This is a genomic window from Rubneribacter sp. (assembly GCF_965361815.1).
In genome coordinates, this window is the sequence record NZ_CBDTNW010000017.1 from 1 (window position 1) to 23,970 (window position 23,970).

Consider the following 23,970-nt stretch of genomic DNA (forward strand, 5'->3'; position numbering starts at 1 on the left):
GATTATAGAAAAAGACGAAGACCGCTTCAATCGAGCAATGGCCTTTTGGAAGGGGCTAGAGCGCTCAGCTCCTCCACCGTTTTGGATGAAATACCCGAATTCCCCCCATCATCCGTTTCTCCACCTTTCAGGACGAAGACATCCGGGTCCCCTCCCCCCTACGATGCGACTCCGATCGCTCGACAGCAGAGCGCGAAGGAGAAAGGACGGGAACATGGCAAACGAAAATGGGCAAGCGGCCGCAAAGCCGAAGGGCATCGATCGGCGAAGCTTCCTTGGAGCGGCGGCTCTCGGAGCGGGAGCGCTCGGCATGGCCGCACTCACAGGATGCTCCGCGCCCACCGAAGGAGGAGCCGCCCCGATCGCGGCGGCGGGAATCCCCGAGTCGTGGGACCAAGAGTGCGACGTGGTGGTCATCGGAACGGGCACCGTCATGCCGGCGGCAACCTATTGCGCCGTCAACGGGCTTGAAACAATCGTGCTCGAAAAAAGCTCCATGGTGGGGGGCACCACCATCACCTCGGGAGGCAAGACCTTCGTCCCTTGCAGCAGCCTCGCCCCCGATGACAGCTACGACCGGGCGCTTGAGTACCTCACCGCCTGCAACCCGCACGAGCTCGCAACCCCGGCCCAGATCAAAGCATACGTTGACGAGGGACCGAAAATGATCGATTTCCTCATTGACAAGGCGGGCGTCAACTTCCAACTCTTCCAAACGTCGCTCACCCCCAGCATCTCGGGGTACGAAGACGTCCACGGCGTCCTCGGCGTCCCGAAGGAAGACAACCCCAAAGCGACCACCGGAAGCGGATTCCAACAGCCCCAGATAGACACGGTCACCGAAGCCGGCGGGAAGATTCTTGCCTCCACCCCTGCCAAGCGCCTCGTCACCCGCCAGATGGACGATGGCAGGCAGGAGGTCCTGGGCGTCATCGCCGAGGACGGAGGGAAGGAAATCAGCATCAAGGCCCGCAAAGGCGTGATAATCGGAACAGGCTCATACGACCACAACCAAGAGCTCTGCAAGCAGCTGCTTCCATACACCTCATGCTACACCTGGGCAGTCGAAACCTGCACGGGAGACGGACTCCTGATGGCCCTAGGGGCCGGAGCCGCCATCAGCCAGACCAACCGAGGCTGGGGGATCATGCCGGAGATCTACGGAAGCGACGCCATCGAAGCAGGCGAGCCCCTTCCCATCTATGCGCAGCGCTCTGATTTCAGCGAGTCGATCCTAAACGGCGCAAGCTCGTGGACCTTCGGTCCCGGAAAGATAGCCCCCATCGTGAGTCGCATGGGGCAGCGTTTCTACAAAGAACCCGGCAACTACTCCACCATGGCGGCATGGGGAGGGATGGACGCGCGCGAGGAAACAGCCTTCGAATACCGCTACACCCCTTACTCCTTCGGCATCATCGACGCAGCAACGGCCGCGGAGCACGGATACGACCAAATCAGCCCCACCCCTGGTTGGCTCTCGAAAGGAGAGACTTTCGAGGAGCTGGCCGAAGCCGCCGGCATCGACAAGCGCAACTTCGTGAACACGATGGCCCGCTGGCAGGAAGACGCCGCCAACGGAGGCATCGACACCGAGTACGGGCGCGAGGGAATCGTGCCCTTGGGCGAGGGCCCCTACTACGCGGTGAAGGTCTGCCAATTTCACCAAACCACCGTGGGCGGCATCAGCGTCAATGAGAAAGCTCAGGTGAACGCAGCGATCGGAGGGATCATCCCCCGGCTTTACGCCACCAGCACCGCCGCCTCCATCGGGGGCATCGTCTATCCGAGCAGCGGTGGGTCGATAGGCCCCGGCATGGTGTTCGCCTACATCGCCGCGGTCGACGTCTCCTCCCTCGACAACTGGGAGTGATCCAGCGTCTTTCGAACCGACGCAAAGACCTCCTTGGAAAGGGGGCGCGACGCGGTCAATGTCCGCATCGCGCCCCCTTTCTTCGCGACGCCTTCGGCAATGCGGCGGAAGGTGAGCCAACGCCGAGCGCGCCGCGCGGGTCGCCATTCACGCCGGCGGCGTCGACGTGCGAGACAGAGGCGGCCTCCGATAAGGTACTGTTCCAAGGAGCCATTGACTGGGGAAACGTCGCCTTCAACGGCGGTTCGGCCCCGTCCTTCGAAAGCTCTCTGCCAAACCGCCGCTGACGCGGGCCGGCCTGTCGCGTTTTCCGAACGTTTTCTATCCGAGCGCAACAAAACCCGCCGCCTGACCGTGTTGGAAGCGAAAGGAGGAAGACCATGGACCCAGCTTGCGAAGCATGCGGCGCACCGCGCACCGTCGGCGGCCTTCCGTCCGAGACCCGGCGCGCCGCCGCAAGCGGCCGCCGCGCCGCGGCCGACGCCCGCCCCGACGACCCCGAAGCGCCCCTCCAGACGCGCCATGCGCTCCCCGGCGATCGGCGTCCGCCCGAGACGACCGCCGCTACGCCCGATAGCGCCGCCACAAGCCCCTCCCCCGCGCGCACGGCATCGGCCGCCGAGGTGGAGGCCGCCATCGACCGTTGGGGCGACGCGGTGCTCAGGCTTGCCCGCAGCCGCATGGGCAACGCGGCCGACGCCGAAGACGTGTTCCAGACGGTGTTCTTGCGCCTGTTCCAATCGGCCCCGCGGTTCGCCGACGACGAGCACGCCAAGGCGTGGCTTCTGCGCGTGACCGTGAACTGCTGCAACGATGCGCATCGCGCTCCTTGGAAGCGGCGGCGGGCGATCTTCGACGAGGACGCGGCGAAATCCGTTCCGGCCCCGGAGCCGCCGGACGCCGACGACGAGCGGCTCGACCGGCTGCAGGAGGCCCTCGGCCGGCTCACCGGCAGGCAGCGCGCAGCCGTGCACCTGCATTACTTCGAGGGCTACTCCACCGACGAGGTGGCGCGGATCACCGGGGAGCGACCGGCCACCGTGCGCTCCCACCTCCATCGCGCGCGCAAGGCCCTTCGGATCGAGTTAGGAGAACGACCATGAACGAGCGAGAGTTCCGCGAGCAGTACGCGGCGCTGCAAGAGCGCGTCGCAGTCTCACCAGAGTTGAAGCGGGCGACGGCCGAGTGCACAGGGCGCGCCGCGCGCCCCGCCCCGCGCAAGCGCGCGGACGCGCGTCCCTCCCGCCCTGCGGCGAAACGCTGGGTCAGGGCGGCGGCCTGCCTGCTGGCCGGCGCGCTCGCCATCGCGGGGACGCCGGCCCTCCCAGGACTTTTCAGGGGCGCGAACGAATCGGGCATCGCGCTTGACGAGGCCGCCGAGAAAAGCGGGTTCTCCGTCCGCGCCTACGCCAGCGACGGCAGCTCCGTGCTCTCCCCCGGCGAGGGCGACGTCGTCGTGTTCGACCGCGACATGGGCTACCGCCTCATGGGCAGCGAGGACTACCAGGCAAGCGGGTTCTTTTCCGGCTGCCTGTTCCATGTGGAAGGCGAAGGGATAGCGCGCGTGCAGGCCAACCTGACAGGCGGCGCGCTGTACCGGACCGTGTTCGAGGACGTCCCCGACACGGAAAGCGAGCGGTCCCGCGAGCTTGCAAGCTGGAAGCCCACCTCGCGCGGCACAGGCGACTATTACGGCGGTTACGACCTGGTGATGGCCCAGACCGTTGGCGGGCAGACGAAAGTCGGGCTCACGAAGCTTTGGGGCTCCACCATCGACCTTCGCGCCCAGGACGACCCGGGCATCGCGGACGGCTCGACGCTGTTCGGGTTCTGGACGAACGAAGGGGACGCCCCCGAGGAAGACCCCGTCGTGGACGACCCGCTGTCGTCTTTGATGGACCGCTTCGAGGGGCAGCGGCTCACAATCACCGTCACCTTCGAGGACGGGCGCACATCCACCCAGGTGATCGAGCTGCATGTGGGCACATTCCGTATCGAGCGCACGGAGGGCGGCGCGGTGGAGGTAACCACCGAGCGCGCCACGGAGGAGGACATCGAGCGCGCAGAGGCCGCGAAGTCGCTTTTCGGCGAGGTGGTAGAGGCTGGCGATAGGGCCTTCCCGCTTCCGCTTGACGAGGCCAACGACCGCGCGGACGAGGTGCTGCCGGCCGGCGTCATCGAACGCCAGGACAACCTGGTGCGCGCCACGCGCGAGGCGGACGGGCGACGCGTGGACGCAACGCTTTCCGAGGACTCCCTGGTAAGCGCCGATGAGATGCTTACCTTCGACAACCCTTGGGAGGACTACGTCACCGGCGAGATGAGAACGTCGTCGCTTGAAATGAGCGATGTGTCCGTGGAGGCCCTCGACGCCCTGCCCGAAGGCACCGACCTCGCCTCCTGCGCGTTCGTCGAGCACGGCTGGCTGGGCAACCTCTCCTACATGGACAAGTGCGCTCGCGAAGTGTGGGGTTACGGGCACAACGACGACGGCACGCTCTCGGGCGGCACGCACCGCTTCGCCCTCGTCTCGGTCACCGTGCGCAATCCGGGCGACGAGGCGGTCTTGATATGGCCGCGCTCGGGCGTCCTGCTCGAACTGGCCGTGCGCCACGACGACGGTACCTACGATCTGGTCAGAGGCGGCTACGACCTAGACTTCACAGCCTCAGGCGACGCCTCGGTCTCAGAGGACCATCCCCAAAACGTCGTGCTGGCCCCAAGCGGCGAGGCGCGCATCACCCTTTTGCGCGCAGCGCCCGCAAGCGCCCTTTCCGACGAGGGCCTGTGCCTTGTTCCAAACCGCAACCCCGACTCGGACCCGGCCGCCTTCGCGTTGGGCGCCCAGGGATAGCGCACGTAAACGGGCGGAGGAGATGCGCTCCTCCGCCGCCCGGAAAGATTTGATTGCTAACGATTTACTCACTCACTATGAAAATATTTATGCAAATGCACAAATATTTGTGTTTCATTAATTATTTATATACAATACAATATAAGCGGGTTCCGTTTGTTTTATGTTAGGAGGGTTTCTATGAAAAAGACCCTCAGCTCAAGAATACTCGCTGGAGTATTGTGCTTGGGCTTCGCTGCCGCGCTTTGCCCAATGGTCGCAGCTTACGCAGGCAACTCTGGCGACACGCCGTTTTCCTTCAACCTCTCTTATTGGCAGAGCAGCGACACCGAGAACCGGGCAAAATACGATTACACCTCCTCGTACGTTAATTGCACAAGCAACACAGGCACCGCCACCGTCCAATCCAACGGATACCAAATGGGCAGTGTTTACACATGGGGTCCAGAATATCCCGTAGGTCGCGGCGCGCAGTACATCGATAACTACGTGATGGAAAATCGCCCTCGCACCGATGTCACCGCTTACTGCTTCCTACGGTTCCACAACAAAAACTATAATTACACCATCCACACCGAAGGTATTTGGAGCCCCGATAGCATTTAGATGCGCATCCAAACCGGAACCCGCCCAACGGAGATTGCTATGAAAAAAATCATTGTGGCGCTTATCTCGATCTTGGTGTTTGTCGGAATTTCAGCGAGCATCATGCGAATTCAGCAAGTGAACTCGACTTTCAAGAACGTTGCGATGGCCCCAGAAAGCAACTCTTCTATGCAGCAATCGTCCCCAAAAACAGATTACGCATTGAACGATGAGATAGACATCTCGAACCTCACCATGAACAAACGCACGGCTTCCGATAACGTATCAATACGATTTACCAGCAGCTCCATCATGACGATGGACGAAATATACCATCTGTATCCCAACTGGAATCCCCTCTTGGGTTCAGAATGGCGCAAGTACGACAAACCGAAGTATTTGATCGTCGAAATGATCGTATCGAACGACGGCGAAGAAGAAACTCCTCTTCTGTGGTTCAAGCTCACATCGGATTCATGGTCAACGGTCATCGAGCCCAACGACACGAAAATGTTCAACGGTGACGAACATATAGAAGACTACCGCGTCCAACCGGGTGAAAGCAAGTCTGTGTACGCCGTCTACGCTCTTCGCGAAGATACGTTTTCTGAAGCTCAATGGGAAAACGTGAACAATTTGCCGTTCGATGCCGTGTTGCTCGACTATCCCAACGAAATATCCGTCCGCGTTTGGGAGGGATCCCAATAGTGAACGTCTTGAAACTGGAACTAAGAAGGGCCTTCCTTAACCGAAGGCTTGCTATCGCTTTATTATGCCTTCTCGCAATCGTGGCAGCGCATATTGCAACTTCAGTGATCCCGGCATCTCTAGATCAATCTATGTACATAGAGTTAACAGGGTATCCGCTGTCTGTTTTCAATCGTTGGATAGGAGGCTGGCCGGGAACCGTTTATCCAGCTCTGTATTTCTTCCTTGTACCGCTTATGGTTTGCGTTCCCTTTTCCGACTCCTTATACGAGGACGCCGTAAGCGGATGGAGAGAGCAAATCGCATCCCGCAGCCCAGCCCTCGTGTATTTGGCGTCAAAATACGCTGCGACGTTTTTAGCAGGCGCGCTCGTAGCCAGCATACCGTTGATTGTAGATTTTTTCTTGACGGCAATGTTCCTGCCATTCGTCGAGCCGAATGCCGCATCAGGCCTTTTTCCAATTTTTCCATACTCGATGTGGGGAGATGTCTATTACAGCAACATATTTCTATACAATGCGTGGTTCTTGCTTCTCATAGCCGCAACCTCCGGGCTTCTCGCTTGCATCCCCCTCTCTTTATCACGTATTTTGGGAAACCGCTTGATCGTACTGTGTTCTTCTCTTTTTATATGTACAATTCTTACATATATTTTTGGAACCGGATCGACTGTTTGGCTGTCACCAGTATCGTTCATGCGCCCCGATCAGCCGCAATGGGATTTAAGATTTGAAAATGTTCTGATATTTTTACTATCTCTTTTACTTCTCGAAGCAGCATCCCTCATCTGGAACTGGCGTGCAGATGGATCGAGGTAAGGCGTGGTTCAGAGAGTGTCTGCTCTTTGCGGAATCTCACTGCGGCGGATTCTGCCTGCTTTTTGTCGTGCTTTTGGCATGCATATTAATCGAACAAGACCAGTTAACGGAATTTGCAGGGGGCTGGAAAACAAGCGTCGCCCCCTTGGACGAATTGATCATGCTCACTTCCCCGCCCTATGGCCTTTTGCCAATGCCTCAAGTCATGCTCGGCCCGCTCGCAATACTGATCACGCTCTCGCTTATGAAACATGACCACACATATCCTTACTTCACGCGCTGCAGCACGCCCCATATTTGGAAAAGGCGAGTTTTCATCAGCGTACTGGCTTCGTTAGCAATGTCAATGCTGTACTGCGTAGCATTGGGGATAGTGTTTTTCGAGAAACATGGAATTACTGATTTCGCACTGCGGAAATCAACACTGTTCACCTCTTTAACCGGCATCGAAATGAACCATGAACCGTCACCGGTGGAGGCAGCTTCGGTAATCTGGTTTGACACCTTCAGCACCGTACTTCTCGAAGTCGCCCTTTTTCTGCTTGCGGTTCTTTTGCTGCGCTCGGAGATAGCCTGTTTTGGGATCGCAATTACGCTTTCCAATCTAAGTTTGGCGTTTGTTCGGTTGCCTGCAATTATAGGATCCGGCTACTTTATGTTTGCAGATTATGAACGCGTTTTCTACATCGCCCCTTTGGCTGTCTCAACGATAATCCTGATCACGGTTTTAGCCATTGGAAGCTGTAAGTGCACGGAGAGGCGCGAATACCGGAATCTTTGACCAACCTCAAGAAAGGTTTTTTATGAGTGTTCAAATTATCAATCTTGTGAAGAAAATCCGTAGAACGACGGTTTTAGACAACATATCCTGCTCATTGAATCCAGGAGTGGTGTACACCATACGAGGGGAAAATGGATCGGGCAAAACGATGCTCTTGCGTGCTATAGCAGGACTCATACGGCCCACCTCCGGAAAAGTGCTCATCGATGGACAAGAGCTGAAAAAGGATATCGAATTCCCTCCCAGCATAGGACTGCTCGTAGACTCTCCATCGTTCCTGCCAAAATACACCGGACTGCAAAATCTCAGCTTGCTTGCATCCATAAAATCCCTTATAAGCACCGACGAAGTCAAGCAGGCCCTCGAACTTGTCGGACTAGACCCCCTGGACAAAAGGCCCTATGGGAAATACTCCCTCGGGATGAAGAAACGCTTGGCCATTGCTTGCGCCACCATGGAAAAACCCCGGATCGTCTTGCTGGACGAACCGTTCAACGCTTTGGATGAAAGCGGCGTCATAATGGCAAAAGAGATCATAGAATCTGTCAGGCGCGAAGGGCGGCTGATCGTCGTGGCGAGCCACGACGCGACAGAATTAGGGGAAATGGAAGAGATGCGCCTGATCATGCACCATGGACGCCTTATTGACAGCGTTAACATGAAGCCTCACGCCTCGGGAAACGCATAGGATCGACAGAAGCAACGCAACCATGCGAAGCCTTTTCAGAATAGCGAAAGCCGACACAGCAGCCATTTTTGGTCGCTATACGGCAGTCTTTGCCTTGATGGCGATCCTGCCCGTTGCGGCAACTGTACATGCCTTCCAACAAGCAGAGGTCATTGGCACAAGCGAATCAGCCTTATCGGCCATTGACATATGGGCTTCATTTTTCGGAGGCTCCCAACCTTTCCAATTGCAAGACGAAAAGGCTTTCATCCTACCTGCAGGCTGGATGCTTACACAGCTGACACTACTGTTGTCCATCGGCTTTCACACGTCTCAAGAGCTGCGAGCAACAGCCGCGCATGCTCTGCCAAGAACCGGCAGCACTTTGAAATGGTGGCTGTCGAAATTTATAAGCGCTCTAACAATAGTTGTGCTGTTTTACCTATGGTGCGCATTCGTTTTCTCAACTGCCTCTCTCCTCTTCGGTAGCAGCATTTTCGAGTTCCATGCCGAGCGTGCCTTTCCTGGGGAAAGCAACCTGGCGCCTCCTTCCGACTCCGCAAAACCATACGCGCTCATACTATCTGTGCTAATCCCGCCACTCTGCTCGTTTGCTCTTTGTTTGACGCAGATCTCACTGTCGCTCATTATTTCGTCGGAACTCAGCCTCGGCGCAACGCTTGGATACATGGTCATCTCCATCTACCTGCCCTCAACGTTCCTTTTAGGTGATTCCGGTATGCTTCTTCGCATAGATGCCCTGGTCGCGGGCTGCTATCCAGGGCATCAAATCGTTCTTCTCAATCTAACATGGATTGCGGCGTTAACAGTTTGCGGGGCTTTCGTTTTGTCGAAAAAGGATTTCATCGAGCAATCGAAAGATTGAATCCTGAATGCGCAGGCAGACTCACTCGCCCGTGAACGAGAGCCGACGCGCGCCCAAAAACGTCACGGCGAAGTACGCGCCGTACACCGCGAGGAAGCACGCTGCGCACACCAGCGCCGTCTCACCGATGTCCAGATGCCCGAACACCGCCACCACGTCGGTGACCACCGCAAGCGCGCACGCCGAATGCGCCACCGCCAGCACGAGCGGGAACAGGAAGTACACGAGCACCTGCGCGAAGATCGATCCGGAGATCATGCCGTTCGCCGCGCCGAGCTTGCGCAGAAGGCCGTAGCGCGGCGCGCTGTCGGAGGCGTCGGAGAGCTGCTGGATGGCCAGTATGGCCGCGCACGCCACCACCAGCACGAATCCCAGGTAGACGGCCAGATACGCCACCACAGTGGACAGCCCGATGCTCTGCTCGAGCACTTCCCCGCGCGTGAGCGACAGCGTGACGGGCCAGGTGTCGGGCTCTTCCGCCTCCGACACGGCCTCCGCCAGCTCGCCGAACGCGGCCTCGTCCTCGTCTGAGGCGCACTGCACGTTCAGAATGGTCTGGACGATGGCCGCATCCTCGGGCACGGCGTCGTCGGGCACGGCGATCGCGCCCGTGTTCAGGGGCATCGTCGTGGTCTGCAGCGTGTCGCCGTGGAAGGACGCCATCTTGAGCGCGCGCCTGCCCACCTCGACGGACGCGCCCCGGCGCACCACCTGCTCGTAGAAGTCGCGCGTGATGTCGGAGTCGCTGAACACCGCGCACTCCCCCTCGCCCAGCTCTATCGCGGGCTTGCCCGCCAGCTCGAGCACGGCGTTCACCTGCGAGAGCCGCATCAGGTGCACAGGGTATTTCCCATAGCCGTCGTTGACGGACGCGCCGGCGAAGTCGGCGAGGACAAGCCCGCTCGCCTCCTCCACGTCGGCCATGGTCAGGCCGTCGTCGGGATCCACCAGCAAATCGAGCTGAGCTGCGTCCTCCACCAGGGCGTCGAAGTCCCCCGCCCCTATCGCCTGCGCGCTTGCGCGCAGGCCGGCCGCGGCGTCGCAGCCCCGCTCCTTTGCGAACGCGCCGAACGCGCCCAGGTCGGCGGGCACGTAGCCCGTCTCGGAAGTGTAGGCGCCGAAGCTCGTGGACACGGTGGCGCTGTAGGCCGTGCTCGCCTCTATCGCACCGACGAGCGCACCTCTGATGCCGATGCCGCCGCACACGCTCGTGATGGCCAAAAACAGCACCAGGCACACCACGGACAGCGACGCGAACGTGGTGTTCACCTTGGCGTTGAGCTGCCGCAGCGTGAACATGTTGAGCCCGCGCAAGTACAGCGGCCGAACCAGCTGCACAAGCTTCAGCAAAAACCCCGACAACGCGTAGAAGAACAGCGCCGTTCCCACGCACACGAGCACCGTGGCGGCCGCGAACTCGGGCGAGGGCTCTGCGAGGCCGTTGTCCATGAGCAGCTTGTACGACGCGCCGATGAGGGCCACCGCCACCGCGAACAGCGCAAGCGACAGCGGAAGGCTCGTCAGCTTCATGTCCTCGCCTTGCCGGGCGGCATGCAGAAGGTCGATGAGCCTCGCACGCGCCACGGTGCGCGCGTTCAGCACGGCCGCCACCGCAAAGATGGCGACGAACACGGCCGCGGTCTGCGCGAGCGCGTCGGCCGAGAACACGAACGCGAACCCGGCGGCCTCGGCCACGCCGGCCTGGAACAGGGCCGAGGTCACCCACAGCAGAAGCTGCGAGAGCGCAAACCCCAGCGCCAGCCCTGCCAGAAGCGACGCCGCTCCCACGATAAGCGATTCGACGGCCACGATGCGCACCACGTCGCCGGTGCGCATGCCCAGCATGAGGTAGAGTCCGAACTCCTTCTTGCGCCGCCTGATGAGGAAGCGGCTGGCATACACCACCAAAAACACCAGCACCAGCGCCACGAACGCCGACACCCCGCCGATCACCATGCCCAAAAGGTCGAACATCCTGTCCTGCGTCTCGGAGAACGCGAGCACGCCCTGCTGGGCCGTCATGGAGTTGAACGCGTAGAACACCGCCACGCCCAGCATGACCGTGAGGAAGTACACGCCGAAGTCCGAGACGGACTTGCGGACGTTGCCAAGGGCGAGCCTAACAAGCATGGGCCGCCACCTCCTCCCCCTCCGCGCCTTCGGCATCGCCCATGTCGGCGACCACCTCCACGATGCGGTGGTGGAACGCCGAGCGATCCGCCCCTTGGCGGCGCAGCTCGCCGTAGAGGCGGCCGTCCTTGATGAGGATGATGCGCCCGCAGTAGCTTGCCGACACCGCGTCGTGCGTGACCATGAGGATGGTGGCCCCGCGCGCATTGAGCCGCGCGAACGATTCGAGCAGCGCGGCGGCCGACTTGGAGTCGAGCGCGCCTGTGGGCTCGTCCGCCAGCACCAAACGCGGCCGCGTCACCGTGGCGCGCGCGGCCGCCACGCGCTGGCGCTGCCCGCCCGACATCTGGAAGGGGTGCTTTTCCAGCACCTCCTCGATGCCAAGCGTCCGCGCCGCCTCAACAACGCGCGCGTCTATCTCGCGGGCGGGCACGCGCTGGATGGTGAGCGCGAGCGCGATGTTCTCGTAGGCCGTGAGCGTGTCCAGCAGGTTCGCGTCCTGGAACACGAAGCCGAGGTCGTCCCGGCGAAAATCGCTGAGCGCCCGGCCGCGCAGGTCGGTGACCGTGCGCCCTCCCACGACGATCTGCCCGCTCGTGGGCGCGTCGATGGTGGCCAGGCAGTTCAGAAGCGTCGACTTGCCCGAACCCGACGGCCCCATGATCCCCACGAACTCGCCTTCGGCAACCGCGAAGCTCACCCGATCAAGCGCCTGCGTGATGCTGGCGTCCGCGCGCCTGCCTCCCCGCGCGCCGTAGCGCTTGCTCACGTTGCGCACCTCCACCACCGTGGCCGCGCCCTGCGTCGCATGCCTCATGCTCCGTCTCCTTTCGCATCGGTTCCTCTCTTCGCCCTTCAGTCTAGAAGCCGCACCTTACGGCCTTGGCGCGCCTTCCTTGCGATTGCCTTACGAAACGCGGGGCAGAAAGGGATCGAGCGGCCCCGCGGAAGTCCGCTGGAGCGGCGTCCGACGGCGCATGCGTCCTCTTTGGCGAGAAATCACCGAAATCGGAAGCTCCGGGGGCCTTTTCATGCCATCTTGAAGCGCTTCGGTCCGCTTCGGTTTGAGCGACCAGGTGTTTCGGCGGCATCGGACGCAGAAGGTTTCCGACTTCGGTGATTTCTCGCCAAACGAAGGCCTGCGGCAGGTTCGGAGCAAGACGACGCGGACCCGCCGGGACGAGCGAAAACCCGTCGGAGCCTTTTCGCAGCGCAAGGACCCGCCCTCGCCCCGCCCCGCCTTGCGGCCTCCTTACGCTTGCGCGCGCCTCGCGGAATGCGGCGCGAAGCTGTGGCATAATGCGGTGCGAAACGAGAAAGGGAGGTTGGAAGTGGCGACGGGCGGGTTCGGCATGGTGGACGGGCATCTGCGCGACAAGCGCATCCTGGTGGTGGACGACGAGCGCGACCTGGCGGACATGGTGGCCGCCATCCTGCATGGCGCGGGCTTTGCCTGCGTGGACGTCGCGCACTCGGGCGAGGAGGCGCTCGCCCGCGCAGACGGCCGCACGGGCGCTTCCGAGCGCTACCAGCTGTTCGTCCTCGACGTCATGATGCCGCGCATGGACGGCTTCGAGCTGCTCGCGCGCCTGCGCGAGCGCCCCGCCTACGCGAGCGCGCCCGCAGTGTTCCTCACGGCCAAAGACGAGCCTTTCCACCGCGTGAGCGGCCTGTCGCTGGGCGCGGACGACTACATCGCCAAGCCGTTTTTGCCCCAAGAGCTCATGCTGCGCATCGCCGCGGTGCTGCGCCGCTGCTACGCCGAGGAAAGCCCGCTGCTCGAGCTGGACGCATGCCGCGTGAACTTCGCCACCGCCGAGGTGCTGCGCGCAGACGGCGGGACGGCGCAGCTCACCGCCAAGGAGCACGAGATACTGAGCGTGCTCGCGCGCAACGCGGGGCGCATCGTCACCATCGACGCTTTGTGCGAGGCGTGCTGGGGCACGTCGTTTGGCTACGACAACTCGCTCATGGCCCACATCCGGCGGCTGCGCGAGAAGATAGAGGCCGACCCGTCGAAGCCCGTCTCGCTCGTCACGGCGCGCGGCCTGGGCTACAAGCTGGTGACCCGCCCGTGAGGCGCTGGGAGCGCAAACGGGACCTGCGGCGACGCCCCAAGGGCTTCGCGCGCTTCTTCACCAGGCAGCTGCTGCTGTTCGCGGCATGCGCGCTGCTCATCGTCGTGGTGGACTTCCTTCTCTACGTCGTCATCGCCTACCGCGAGTCCGAGGCCAACTACAACGACGGATCCCCCTCCTCGGTGACCCGCGTCGTGGACAGCGCCCTTTTCGCCTCCCAAGACGGAGCCTTCGAGCTGGGAGCCAACGGCGAGGGCGCCCTTGACGCGCACGGCGCCTGGGGCATGCTCCTTAACGCGGAGGGGAGCGCCGTCTGGTCGCGCGGCCTGCCCGCCGACGTGCCGACGTCCTATTCCGTCCAGGACGTGGCGATGGCCGCCCATTACGCGGCCATCGCCGACTACCCGGCGTTTTTCTGGAAGCGCGACGACGGGCTTTTGATCGTGGGCTTTCCCAAGGACACGTACTGGACCTTCACGCTCACCTACCCCGTCGACAGCGTGAGAAACCTGCCGCTGTACGCGCTGCTCCTGTTCACCGTGGACGTCGCTCTGCTCTTTCTGCTCTACGCCGTCTCGCGGCGCAGAACCCAAAATGCCGTCGCGCCCATCTCGCAGGCCCTCGACAACCTGTCGGAGGGGCGGGCGGCCGACGTGCGCCTCAAAGGGGACCTGCGCGAGATCGGCCAGCGCCTCACCGAGGTGTCGGGCCTCATCGAGCAGAAGGACGCCGCGCGCGCCAACTGGATACGCGGCGTGTCCCACGACATCCGCACCCCGCTGTCCATGATCCTCGGGTACGCCGACGCCATCGCAGGCGACCGCGACATGCCCGCCGAGGCGCGCTCGGGCGCGGCTGTGATCCGCGCGCAGGGCCTGCGCATCAAGGACCTGGTCACCGACCTCAACACCGCCTCGCAGCTGGACTACACCGCCAGGCCGCTCTCCCTCGAGCGCGTTCGCCCGGCCCGCATCCTGCGGACGGTGGCGGCCGCGCACGCGAACGCCGGCCTGGACGAGACGCACCCGATCGATCTGGACGTGGGACCCGGCGCGGCGGACGCCGTGGTGCTGGCCGACGAGCGCCTGCTCGCCCGCGCGGTGGAAAACGCCGTGGCCAACGCGCGACTGCACAACGAGCAAGGATGCGCCATCGCAATGTCGCTGCGCGTCGAGCCTTCCGCGGGGCCGGGCGCCGAAGCCGGGCGCGCGGTGATGTGCGTGGCCGACGACGGCGCGGGCGCTTCGGCCGCGGAGATGGCGGCGCTCGAGGGCCGCCTGGCCCGCGCGCGCACCGCCCGGGACGCCGCCGGCTCTTACGGCGAGGAGCACGGACTGGGTCTGGTGCTCATCGACCGCATCGCCCGACTCCACAACGGGGAGCTTTCGCTGTCAAGCGCCCCGGATAAGGGCTTTCGCGTGGAGATCTCGCTACCGCTTGCCTGATCGCCTTAGACGGGGGGCGCAAGACGCCGGAAGACGCCCTGCGGCCGGGGTCCGTCTTCGCGATCCGCGCGCCGCGTCCCGACCGAATTAGGCTACAATATGAGGCGAACCCCTTGCGCAATCGAAGGAGAATCACGCGTGGAAGCCTTTATGCTCGCCCTGCTCATGCTGGCTGCCGTTCTTGCCTCTTCGGTCATCGACCAGCTGGTCCCCAAGGTGTCCTCCCCCCTCATACAGATCGGCCTGGGGTTGGTCATAGCCGTGGCCGCGGGCGGCCAGATCGACATCATCTTCGACGATTCGGGCGGGCAGCTGTTCTTGGTCCTGTTCATAGCGCCGCTTTTGTACAACGAGGCGAAAAACGCCGACAAGGCGGAGTTGTGGCGCAACAAGGTGCCGGTCGTGTCGCTTGCCATCGGGCTGGTGGTGGTCACGGCGCTGGCCATCGGGTTCACGGTCCACTGGATAGAGCCTTCCATCGGCCTGGCGGCCGCATTCGCCCTGGGCGCGGCCCTCGGACCCACCGACCCGATAGCCGTGGCCTCGCTTTCCCGAGGGTCGGCCATCTCGACCCGCGCCCAGAACATACTCAAAGGCGAGTCGCTCATCAACGACGCCTCGGGCATCGTGGCGTTTCAGTTCGCGCTCGGCGCGGCGGTGACGGGAACGTTCTCCCTCATGGACGCCGCCGGGGAGTTCCTGGTGGAGTTCTTCGGGGGAATCGCCGTGGGCATTGCGCTGGGACTGTTCGGAAACTTCCTCGTGCGCAAGGTGCGCTCATGGGGGCTGGAGAACACGACGTTCCACGTGCTGTTCGAGGTGTTCACGCCGTTCATCGTCTATTTGGTGGCCGACCAGCTCCACACAAGCGGTATCTTGGCCGTGGTGGCGGCGGGCCTGGTCAACGTCATTTCGCCGCGGGCCATCGGACCGTCCGTCTCGCGGCTGAACATCGTCTCCGACAGCGTGTGGCGCGTGCTGTCGTTCACCTTAAACGGCGTGGTGTTCGTGCTTCTGGGCACGCAGCTGCCGCGCGCCATGCAGCAGACCTGGGAAAACGTCCACATAGACAACGGCCTCATCATCGGATATGTGCTGCTTGCCACCCTCGTCCTCATCGCCGTGCGCTTCCTGTGGGTGCTCGCCATGGAACTGGCCGGGCAAGAGCGTCGGGAACGGCAGGACAGGCGCCTGTCCTGCGCCGACCTGAGATCGGCCGCCATCATGACGCTTGGCGGCCCCAAGGGCGCCGTCACGCTGGCCGTCATCCTGACGCTTCCGCGCGCCATCCCCCAGCAGCAGCTCATCATGTTCCTGGCATGCGGCGTCATCGTGGCCACCCTGCTTCTGGCCACGTTCGTCATCCCGTTGCTTGCGCCCACGAAGGCTCCGTCGAACGAGGATGCGCGCGCAGGCGAGGCGCGGGCGAACCTCGACATCCTCCGCAGCGTCATCGAGGAGTTGTCCGCGCGTCAAACCGCCGAGAATCGCGCCGCCACGCAGATGGTCATCCACTCGTACAACGAACGCATCGCGCGCATCAAGGAGCATAACGGCATCGACGACGAGCTGAACGTGAGGCTGCGCCTCAAGGCGCTGCGCTGGGAGCAGGACTACGTGACCGAAGCCGTGGAAAGCGGCGAGACCACCCCGCTGGTCGGCTACCGTTACCTCGCCCGCCTCTCCCACACGGAAAACCTGCTGGAGCGTCATACGGGCCGCTGGTCGCTGCACAAGACCGTCGCGCGCATGCGCACCGTGCTGCGCTCCACCTGGCATCGCGTGGTGCGGGGGCTTCCCGGCGCCAAGCTGACGGAGACGACGCAGGCTTTGCGCGACCTGCAGATAAAGTCCGGCGAGAAGGTGGTTGCGAACCTGCAAGCCGAGCTGGCGTCAAGCGACTCCGCCGAGAAAACCGAGGACGTGTCCACCCTGCTGCTCGAATACCAGCGCGTGCTGCGGTCGCTGAGAAGCGCAGCGCCCTCCATCACCGCCATCACCACCACGGCGGACAAGGCCCGCGACATCGAGAGGATGGGGTTGTACCTGGAGCTGGAGCAGATACAGACCCGCTACGAGGAGGGCGAGCTGAGCCGCGCCTGCGCCAAGCGCCTGCGCGAGAACGTCTACCTCATGCAGATCGATCTCGAGGACAACGTGTAGCGAACGCCCTCGACGGGCGCAACGCGTTCGCCGGAAACGAAGAAGGGGCCGCCCGCGGGAGACCCCTTCTCAGATTCAACTCCGCAGCGCCTCACATCTTTGCCGGGGCGCTCACGCCCAAAAGGCCCAACGTGGTGGCCAGCACGATGCGGGACGCGTCGGCGAGCGCAAGACGGGCGTCGCGCAGCGCCGGCTCCTCGCCAACGATGTGGCAGTTCGTGTAGAACGAATGGAACAGCGCGGCCAGCTCCTGCGCGTAGTGCGTCAGGCGGAACGCCGCACGGTCGCGGGCGGCCTGGGCCACAAGCGGGCCGAAGTCGTCCATCTTGCGCATGAGGGCAAGCTCGCTCTCATGCGCAAGCGGCGAGAGGTCCACATCGGCCGGGATGACCTTCGCGGCTAGCTCGTCCATCGACAGCTCGCCGGACTCGGCGGCCGCGGCGTCGGCCTCTGACGCGGCCTTGCGCAGAATGGAGCAGATGCGCGCATGGGCGTACTGCACGTAGTACACCGGGTTCGAGGCGTCCTTCTTCTTCGCCACCTCGATGTCGAAGTCGATGGGCTGGTCGCTCGACTTCGCCAGCATGAGGTAGCGTGTGGCGTCCACGCCCACCTCGTCGATGAGCTCCTCGAACGTGATCATCTCGCCGGTGCGCTTGGACATGCGCACGGCTTCGCCGTCGCGGAACAGGTTCACCAGCTGGCCGAGCATGATCTCCAGCGCGCCGGGCCAGCCCCAGGCGGCGAGCATCGCCTCGCAGCGGGCGATGTAACCGTGGTGGTCGGCGCCCCAAATGTTGATGAGGTGGTCGAAGCCGCGCTCCATCTTGTTGTAGTGGTACGCCACGTCGCTCATGAAGTAGGTCATCTCGCCGTTGGCCTTGATGAGCACGCGGTCCTTCTCGTCGTCGAACGCGCTCGACTTGAACCAGGTGGCTCCGTCCTCAACGTAGATGTAGCCCTTCTCGTCCATGGCCTCAAGGCTGCGGTCCACCGCGCTCTTTCCGCTCTCGTCGGGCTCGTAGAGGCTGCGCTCGCTGAACCAGCAGTCGAACGTCGTGCCGAAACGCTCGGTCACGCGGTGCTGCTCGGCCAGCTCGTAGGCGTAGGCGCGCTCGCGGAAGTTCTCCATGCGCTCGGTCGGGTCGGCGTCGAGCCACGCATCTCCGTCCTCGTCGATGATGGCCTGCGCGATGTCCTTCACGTACGCGCCGGCGTAGCAGCTCTCCGGCATCTCCACGTCACGGCCGAGCAGCTGCTGGTAGCGCACGGCCACCGACTCGCCGAAATTGTCCATCTGGGTGCCGTGGTCGTTGATGTAGAACTCTTCGTACACGTCGTAGCCGGCGTGGCGCATGACGCGCGCCGTGGCGTCTCCCAGCGCCGCCCAGCGGCCATGGCCCACGTGCATGGGGCCGGTGGGGTTGGCCGAGATGTACTCGAGGTTGATCTTGCGCTGGCCCTCGGGGATCTCGCCCTTGCCGAAGTCGCCCTTCTCGGCGCGGACGGCGGTCACCACGCTTTGCAGCGTGGCGGGCGCCAGGCGGATGTTGATGAAGCCGGGTCCGGCCACCTCCACCGACTGCACGAGGTCGTTCTCGGGCAGATGATCGACGATGACCTGGGCTATCTCGCGCGGGTTCTTCTTGGCGAGCTTCGCCGAGCGCATGGCCACCGTGGACGCCCAATCGCCGTTGGCCTCGTCGCGCGGACGCTCGAGGGCCGCCTCGGGAGCCTCGTCGAGGACGAGCGAGCCGTCCTCACGCGCAGCCGCAACGGCCGCGTCGATCAGCTGTTCAAGTTGTTCGCGAATTTGCATGATGGGCATCTTTCCTCGTAAAGCGTCTGAAACTGCAAGTTCGTTGATTCTACCATGTTCTTGCAAAGCGGTGCGCCGATGCGCCGCCGAACCGGCCGCAAGCCGCTCCTTATGCAGAAAACGCACATACGACCTCGGAAGACCTTCGGTGCGCAGGGCGGTTTGTGCTATCGTTGCCGCACGTCCGAAGGCAGGCCCTGCCCCGCCGCAACCGACCGAGAAAGAAGCGATCCTGTGGAGCTGACGTTCGAGCAAGGGGACTTCGAAGGCGCGCGCATGGTGCGCACGCGCGTTTTCATGGAGGAGCAAGGCTTCCGAAACGAGTTCGACGACACCGACCGCGACGAGCGCACCGTGCACGTGACGTTGCGCGTCGACGGCGAGCTTGCGGGCTGCGCGCGGATATTCCCCGACAACCGGCCCGGCGCTTCCGGCCGATGGATCTTCGGCCGCCTTGCCGTGCTCCCCGACAAGCGGGGAAACGGGCTGGGAGCCGCCCTGCTGGCGGAGTCCGAGCGCCTGGCCCGCCAAGCCGGCGCCGCGGAGATGCGCTTGCACGCGCAATGCCGCGCCGAACCGTTCTACGAGCGTTCGGGGTACCGGTCGTACGGGCCGGTCGAGATGGACGAGCACGTTGAGCACGTTTGGATGAGAAAGGCGCTCTGAGCCGCCCGCCATGCAACAGGGGCTCCCCGCCGCATGACGGGAAGCCCCGCAGACCCCAGATCCCAAGCGAAACCGGCCGAAGCCGGCGCGAGAGGCGCCTAGGCGGCGGGACCGGGCACCAGCATCATGGCGATGGTCAGCACGATCAGGCACACCACCCCCAAAACCACGAACAGCTTGGCGCCGAACTTAAGCCACGTGGAGTACTCCACCCGCGCGAGCGCCAGACCGCCCATGATGGCGCCGCTCGTCGGGGTGAACAGGTTCACCAGGCCGTTGCCGGCGCTGTAGATCATGATCATCACGTCCGGGGAGAACCCGAGCGAGTTGGCGAGCGGGCCCATGATGGGCATGGACACCGTCGCCATGCCCGACGACGACGGGATGAGGAACGAGAGCACCACGTACAGCAGGAACGACAGCGGCGCGAACACGACGGCCGACAGGCCGTTCAAAGCGTTCGCCGCGTTCTCCAGAATCCACATGTCAAGGCCGGTCTCGCCCATCAGCACCGTGACGGAGCGGGCCAACGCGATAATGAGCACAACGCTCATCATGTCAGCGGCGCCGTTGATGAACGCCTTGACGAAGCGGCTCTCCGACACGCCGCCCACGATGCCGATGACGATGGCCATGATGAGGAACCAGGTGGACGCCTCGTCAAAGTACCACTGACCCAGCGGCAAACCCGTCAGAAACGCCGACCAACCCTGGGAGATCTGCTCCTCGGTGGTCACCGTTCCCTCGACGTCGCCGGAGAAGGACAGCTCGCCGCCCACCTTCCCGTCGGTCCAAGCGGCGGATATCTCGTCGCCTGTGACCGTCTGGGTGACCTCTTCGGTGACCGCGCCGGCGTTGAACGCCTCCACGCCGAAATCGCCCCAGGGGATGAAGCCCACGATCATGACGACGAACGTCAACGCGAACACGACGAGCGCGGCCTTCTGGCGGCCCGTCATGAGCTTGCCGTTCGCATCGGCCTCGGAAGCCTCGTCCTTCGCCTCGCCGAACTCGGCCTTCATGGCCTCCTGCTCCTGCAAAGACAAGATGGTGGAGCCCTTGTTCTCCTTCACCTTCTTGGCATAGCGCATGACGAACACGATGGAGATGGCCAGCGTCACAAGCCACAGCACCACGCCGAGCAGGATGATGACGCCCTGGTTCACCTCGACGCCCGTCCCCGACAGCGAGTCAACCGCAGCGCCCACCGCGAACGGGTTCACCGTGGAGCCGAGCACGCCGCAGCCGGCGCCAAGCAGCACCACCGACGCGCCCACCACGCTGTCGAACCCGGCCGCCACCATGGTTGCGGCCAGCAGCAGGTAGAACGGGACCGTCTCCTCGCACATGCCGTAGGTCGTGCCGCCGATGGAGAAGATGAACATGAGAATGGGGATGAGCACCAGCTCGTTGCCCTTGAGCTTTTTGACGAGCGCGGCGATGCCGGCGTCCAAAGCCCCCGTCTCGGTGACGATGCCCAAAAAGCCGCCCAAGATCAAAACGAACAGGCACACCGGAAGCGCGTCGGTGAAGCCCTTGACGGGAGCGGTCGCCACGTTGGCGACGGTCGCCCCGGTCACGCCTTCGACGCCCGCCAGCGACATGGCAACGGTCACAAGCGCCAAGGCGATCAGGATAATGAGCAGGATGGTGAACGACGACAGCGAGCGTTTCTTTCTGCTTTTTTCTTTCTCGGTCATGAAAGGCCCTCCTTACAAGAGGATTGAAGTTGATACCTTTTTGGCGAACGAGAAATTCTCAACCCACCGGCCCTGCGGAAGCATAACCGCGCAGACCGGCTTCCAACCAGCGCGAAATCCCGCCCCGAACGGAAATCCCGCGCTGCCGCCAGGCCGTCGGGGCGTTGGCGCGCCCCGACGGACCCGAAACGGATTTTACGCCGTGATCACGGTGCCGGTCTCGCCGCGCAGACCCGCCGCAGCGCACTCCAGGCTCGTGATGAGCGCCTTGCCCGCGGGGAACTGCTCGACGTACTCGATGCAGGCCTCCACCTTCGGCAGCATGGAGCCGGGGGCGAACTGGCCCTCCTCGATGTAGGCGCGCGCCTGCTCCACGTCCATCTCGTCGATGGCCTTCTGGTCGGGCGTGTTGAAGTTCACGCACACCTTCTCCACGGCCGTGAGGATGACGAGCATGTCGGCCTTGAGCTTGCGGGCCAGAAGAGCGCTCGAGCGGTCCTTGTCGATGACGGCGGGCACGCCCGAGTAGGCGCCGCCCTCCTCGAACACCGGCACGCCGCCGCCGCCCGTGGAGATGACCACGTAGCCGTCGTTGACCAGGTCGCGCACGGCGTCGAACTCGACGATGCGCACCGGCTTGGGGCTGGCCACCACCTGGCGCCAACCACGGCCGGCATCCTCCTTGTACGTCCAGCCCGTCTCGGCGGCCTTGGCTTTGGCCTCCTCCTCGGTCAGGAACGCGCCCACCGGCTTGGTGGGGTTCTGGAACGCCGGATCGTCAGGATCCACGACCGTCTGCGTGATGACGTTGACGGTGGAGCGCAGGATGTTGCGGGCCTTAAGCTCGTTGAGGATAGCCTGGGAGAGCTGGTAGCCGATGTAGCCCTGGCTCATGGCGCCGGCCTCGGGGAAAGGCATCTCCGGGGTCTTGCCATCGTTGGCGGACGCATAGGCGAACGCGTTGTTGATCATGCCGACCTGCGGGCCGTTGCCGTGGGAGACCACGACGTTGGTGCCGTCCTCGATCATGTCAACAATGTGGGTGGCCGTGTTCTTCACAAGCTCGAGCTGCTCCTGGGGCGTGTTGCCCAGGGCGTTGCCGCCGAGCGCGATGACGACGGTCTTACCCTCGCCGATAGTGTAGGGCATTTCGATTCACCTTCGACTTTCTTAGGAGAGCGTGGCGTACATGACGGCCTTGATGGTGTGCATGCGGTTCTCGGCCTCGTCGAACACCTTGGACTGCTTGGACTCGAACACCTCGTCCTCGACCTCCATCTCCGTGACGCCGAAGCGCTCGGCGATGTCGGCGCCGATGGTGGTGTTGGTGTCGTGGAACGACGGCAGGCAGTGCAGGAAGATGGCGGAGGGGTCGGCCATGGCCATGACCTCCTTCGTCACGCGGTACGGCTCGAGCAGGCGGATGCGCTCGGCCCACACCTCGTCCGGCTCGCCCATGGACACCCACACGTCGGCGTAGATGACATGAGCGCCCGTGCAAGCCTCCTTGATGTCCTCGGTCGTCTTGACCGTGGAGCCGTTCTCGGCGGCGATGGCCTTGCAGGTCTCGATGAGCTCGGCGTCGGGCATGTTCTCCTTCGGGCCGCAGGCCACGAAGTTCACGCCCAGCTTGGAGCACACGACCATGAGGGAGCGGGCCACGTTGTTGGCGGCGTCGCCCATGAACACGAAGGTCTTGCCCTTGATGTCGTAGTTGAAGTTCTCCTGCATGGTCAGGATGTCGGCGAGCATCTGGGTGGGATGCCACTCGGTGGTAAGGCCGTTCCACACCGGCACGCCGGCGTTGGCGGCCAGCTCCTCGACGTCGGTCTGGGCGAAGCCGCGGAACTCGATGCCGTCGTAGAAGCGGCCGAGCACGCGGGCGGTATCCTCGATGGACTCCTTCTTGCCCATCTGGGAGCTGCCCGGATCAAGGTAGGTCACGCCCATGCCGAGGTCCATGGCGCCAACCTCGAACGCGCAGCGCGTGCGGGTGGACGTCTTCTGGAACAGCAGGACGATGTTCTTGCCCTCAAGGTAGCGGTGCGGCGTGCCCGTGCGCTTCAGGTTCTTGAAGTCGCGGGAGAGCTTCAGGAGGTACTCGATCTCCTCGGTGGAGAAGTCGAGGAGCCTCAGGAAGTGGCGACCGCTCAGGCTAGTAGGCATGGTTCGTTCCTTTCGTCGTCTCTGACAAAAACGTGCAACGATGGACGGCGCCAAGTTTTCCGTCCACCTCTTTTCGGCGCGACCCCTTCGTTTCCTCGGGACGCCGCGCCGGAAAAGACAAGAAAAGCAAACGGCGCGTAAGGGCTAGTCCTCGCGCCAGATGGGCATGCTCATGCAGCGCGGGCCGCCACGACCGCGGGAAAGCTCGGCCGAGGGGATCTCGATGACGTTGATGCCCTTTTCCTTGAGCAGGGCGTTGGTCACGTCGTTGCGCTCGTAGACCACCACGGTGCCCGGGGCGATGCACAGCGTGTTGGAGCCGTCGTTCCACTGCTCGCGCTCGGCCGCGATGCGGTCGCCGCCGGCGCAGGGGATAAGCTCCACCGGACGGCCCACGTAAGTCTCAAGGACGTCCTCCAGCTTGCCGCTCGTCTCGCGCACCTTGATGCCCGTGCCCTCGGGGGTGATCTCGAACACGGTGAGCGGCCCCATGATGCCGGGATGGATGGTGAACTTGTCCACGTCGATCTGCGTGAACACGGTGTCCAGGTGCATCATGGCGCGGTTGTTGGGGATGTTGAACGCCAGAATAGTGTCCACCGGGCTGGTGGGATCGTTGAAGATGTTGTGCGCA

Annotated in this window: 20 protein-coding genes; 13 read left to right on the forward strand and 7 right to left on the reverse strand. The window is 63.1% G+C overall.

Going from position 1 to position 23,970, the window contains the following annotated elements; genetic code table 11:
- The first annotated feature begins 214 nt into the window (after positions 1 to 214).
- From ACWKY3_RS00980 to ACWKY3_RS01020, 9 genes are all read left to right on the forward strand, one after another.
- On the forward strand, positions 215 to 1,870 hold the full coding sequence (locus tag ACWKY3_RS00980; protein ID WP_449314558.1) for an FAD-dependent oxidoreductase: 1,656 nt from the start codon (positions 215 to 217) through the stop codon (positions 1,868 to 1,870).
- Between the two features lie 380 nt (positions 1,871 to 2,250).
- Positions 2,251 to 2,973 carry an RNA polymerase sigma factor gene (locus ACWKY3_RS00985; protein ID WP_449314559.1) on the forward strand — a complete coding sequence of 241 codons (723 nt, stop codon included), beginning with the start codon at positions 2,251 to 2,253 and terminating at the stop codon, positions 2,971 to 2,973.
- Positions 2,970 to 4,724, forward strand: coding sequence for a hypothetical protein (locus ACWKY3_RS00990; protein ID WP_449314560.1), 1,755 nt, complete (start codon positions 2,970 to 2,972; stop codon positions 4,722 to 4,724). Before ACWKY3_RS00985 ends, ACWKY3_RS00990 begins: the two co-directional genes overlap by 4 nt.
- 180 nt (positions 4,725 to 4,904) lie before the next feature.
- A complete protein-coding gene (locus tag ACWKY3_RS00995; RefSeq protein WP_449314561.1) occupies positions 4,905 to 5,330 on the forward strand; it encodes a DUF2712 domain-containing protein in 426 nt (141 codons plus the stop codon).
- A gap of 39 nt (positions 5,331 to 5,369) precedes the next feature.
- Positions 5,370 to 6,017, forward strand: coding sequence for a hypothetical protein (locus ACWKY3_RS01000; RefSeq protein ID WP_449314562.1), 648 nt, complete (start codon positions 5,370 to 5,372; stop codon positions 6,015 to 6,017).
- The gene (locus ACWKY3_RS01005) at positions 6,017 to 6,835 is read left to right on the forward strand and encodes a hypothetical protein (RefSeq protein WP_449314563.1); all 819 of its coding nucleotides are present in this window, start codon (positions 6,017 to 6,019) and stop codon (positions 6,833 to 6,835) included. Before ACWKY3_RS01000 ends, ACWKY3_RS01005 begins: the two co-directional genes overlap by 1 nt.
- On the forward strand, positions 6,822 to 7,616 hold the full coding sequence (locus ACWKY3_RS01010; protein WP_449314564.1) for a hypothetical protein: 795 nt from the start codon (positions 6,822 to 6,824) through the stop codon (positions 7,614 to 7,616). Before ACWKY3_RS01005 ends, ACWKY3_RS01010 begins: the two co-directional genes overlap by 14 nt.
- 22 nt (positions 7,617 to 7,638) lie before the next feature.
- Positions 7,639 to 8,304 carry an ABC transporter ATP-binding protein gene (locus ACWKY3_RS01015; protein ID WP_449314565.1) on the forward strand — a complete coding sequence of 222 codons (666 nt, stop codon included), beginning with the start codon at positions 7,639 to 7,641 and terminating at the stop codon, positions 8,302 to 8,304.
- A gap of 22 nt (positions 8,305 to 8,326) precedes the next feature.
- On the forward strand, positions 8,327 to 9,169 hold the full coding sequence (locus tag ACWKY3_RS01020; RefSeq protein ID WP_449314566.1) for a hypothetical protein: 843 nt from the start codon (positions 8,327 to 8,329) through the stop codon (positions 9,167 to 9,169).
- 21 nt (positions 9,170 to 9,190) lie between these two features.
- Here the strand turns inward: ACWKY3_RS01020 and ACWKY3_RS01025 are convergent, their stop codons facing one another.
- Positions 9,191 to 11,299, reverse strand: coding sequence for an FtsX-like permease family protein (locus tag ACWKY3_RS01025; RefSeq protein WP_449314567.1), 2,109 nt, complete (start codon positions 11,297 to 11,299; stop codon positions 9,191 to 9,193).
- Positions 11,289 to 12,116 (reverse strand): ABC transporter ATP-binding protein, encoded by an 828-nt coding sequence (locus ACWKY3_RS01030; protein ID WP_449314568.1) that lies wholly within the window; start codon positions 12,114 to 12,116, stop codon positions 11,289 to 11,291. The genes ACWKY3_RS01025 and ACWKY3_RS01030 overlap by 11 nt, the downstream gene beginning before the upstream one ends.
- A gap of 514 nt (positions 12,117 to 12,630) precedes the next feature.
- Here ACWKY3_RS01030 and ACWKY3_RS01035 point away from each other — a divergent pair.
- The 3 genes from ACWKY3_RS01035 to ACWKY3_RS01045 all read left to right on the forward strand — a co-directional run bounded on the left by ACWKY3_RS01035 (position 12,631) and on the right by ACWKY3_RS01045 (position 16,985).
- On the forward strand, positions 12,631 to 13,377 hold the full coding sequence (locus ACWKY3_RS01035) for a response regulator transcription factor (RefSeq protein ID WP_449314576.1): 747 nt from the start codon (positions 12,631 to 12,633) through the stop codon (positions 13,375 to 13,377).
- Entirely contained in the window at positions 13,374 to 14,822 is a 1,449-nt protein-coding gene (locus ACWKY3_RS01040; protein WP_449314569.1) for a sensor histidine kinase, read from the forward strand. The genes ACWKY3_RS01035 and ACWKY3_RS01040 overlap by 4 nt, the downstream gene beginning before the upstream one ends.
- A 138-nt stretch (positions 14,823 to 14,960) precedes the next feature.
- Entirely contained in the window at positions 14,961 to 16,985 is a 2,025-nt protein-coding gene (locus ACWKY3_RS01045; RefSeq protein WP_449314570.1) for a cation:proton antiporter, read from the forward strand.
- A 91-nt stretch (positions 16,986 to 17,076) separates the two neighbouring features.
- Here the strand turns inward: ACWKY3_RS01045 and argS are convergent, their stop codons facing one another.
- A complete protein-coding gene (gene argS, locus ACWKY3_RS01050; RefSeq protein ID WP_449314577.1) occupies positions 17,077 to 18,804 on the reverse strand; it encodes an arginine--tRNA ligase in 1,728 nt (575 codons plus the stop codon).
- Positions 18,805 to 19,038: 234 nt separating this feature from the next.
- Here argS and ACWKY3_RS01055 point away from each other — a divergent pair, with 234 nt between their 5' ends.
- Positions 19,039 to 19,470, forward strand: a complete 432-nt coding sequence (locus tag ACWKY3_RS01055) for a GNAT family N-acetyltransferase (protein WP_449314571.1) — start codon at positions 19,039 to 19,041, stop codon at positions 19,468 to 19,470.
- A gap of 98 nt (positions 19,471 to 19,568) precedes the next feature.
- Here the strand turns inward: ACWKY3_RS01055 and ACWKY3_RS01060 are convergent, their stop codons facing one another.
- The 4 genes from ACWKY3_RS01060 to ACWKY3_RS01075 form a co-directional block, all read right to left on the reverse strand.
- Positions 19,569 to 21,170: a YfcC family protein gene (locus ACWKY3_RS01060; protein ID WP_449314572.1), complete on the reverse strand. Its 1,602-nt coding sequence runs from the start codon at positions 21,168 to 21,170 to the stop codon at positions 19,569 to 19,571.
- A 195-nt stretch (positions 21,171 to 21,365) separates the two neighbouring features.
- A complete protein-coding gene (gene arcC, locus ACWKY3_RS01065; RefSeq protein ID WP_449314573.1) occupies positions 21,366 to 22,319 on the reverse strand; it encodes a carbamate kinase in 954 nt (317 codons plus the stop codon).
- A gap of 21 nt (positions 22,320 to 22,340) precedes the next feature.
- Positions 22,341 to 23,336 carry an ornithine carbamoyltransferase gene (gene argF / locus ACWKY3_RS01070; RefSeq protein WP_449314574.1) on the reverse strand — a complete coding sequence of 332 codons (996 nt, stop codon included), beginning with the start codon at positions 23,334 to 23,336 and terminating at the stop codon, positions 22,341 to 22,343.
- Positions 23,337 to 23,480: 144 nt separating this feature from the next.
- Positions 23,481 to 23,970 (reverse strand): arginine deiminase family protein (locus ACWKY3_RS01075; RefSeq protein ID WP_449314575.1); only part of this gene is annotated, 490 nt, incomplete at its 5' end.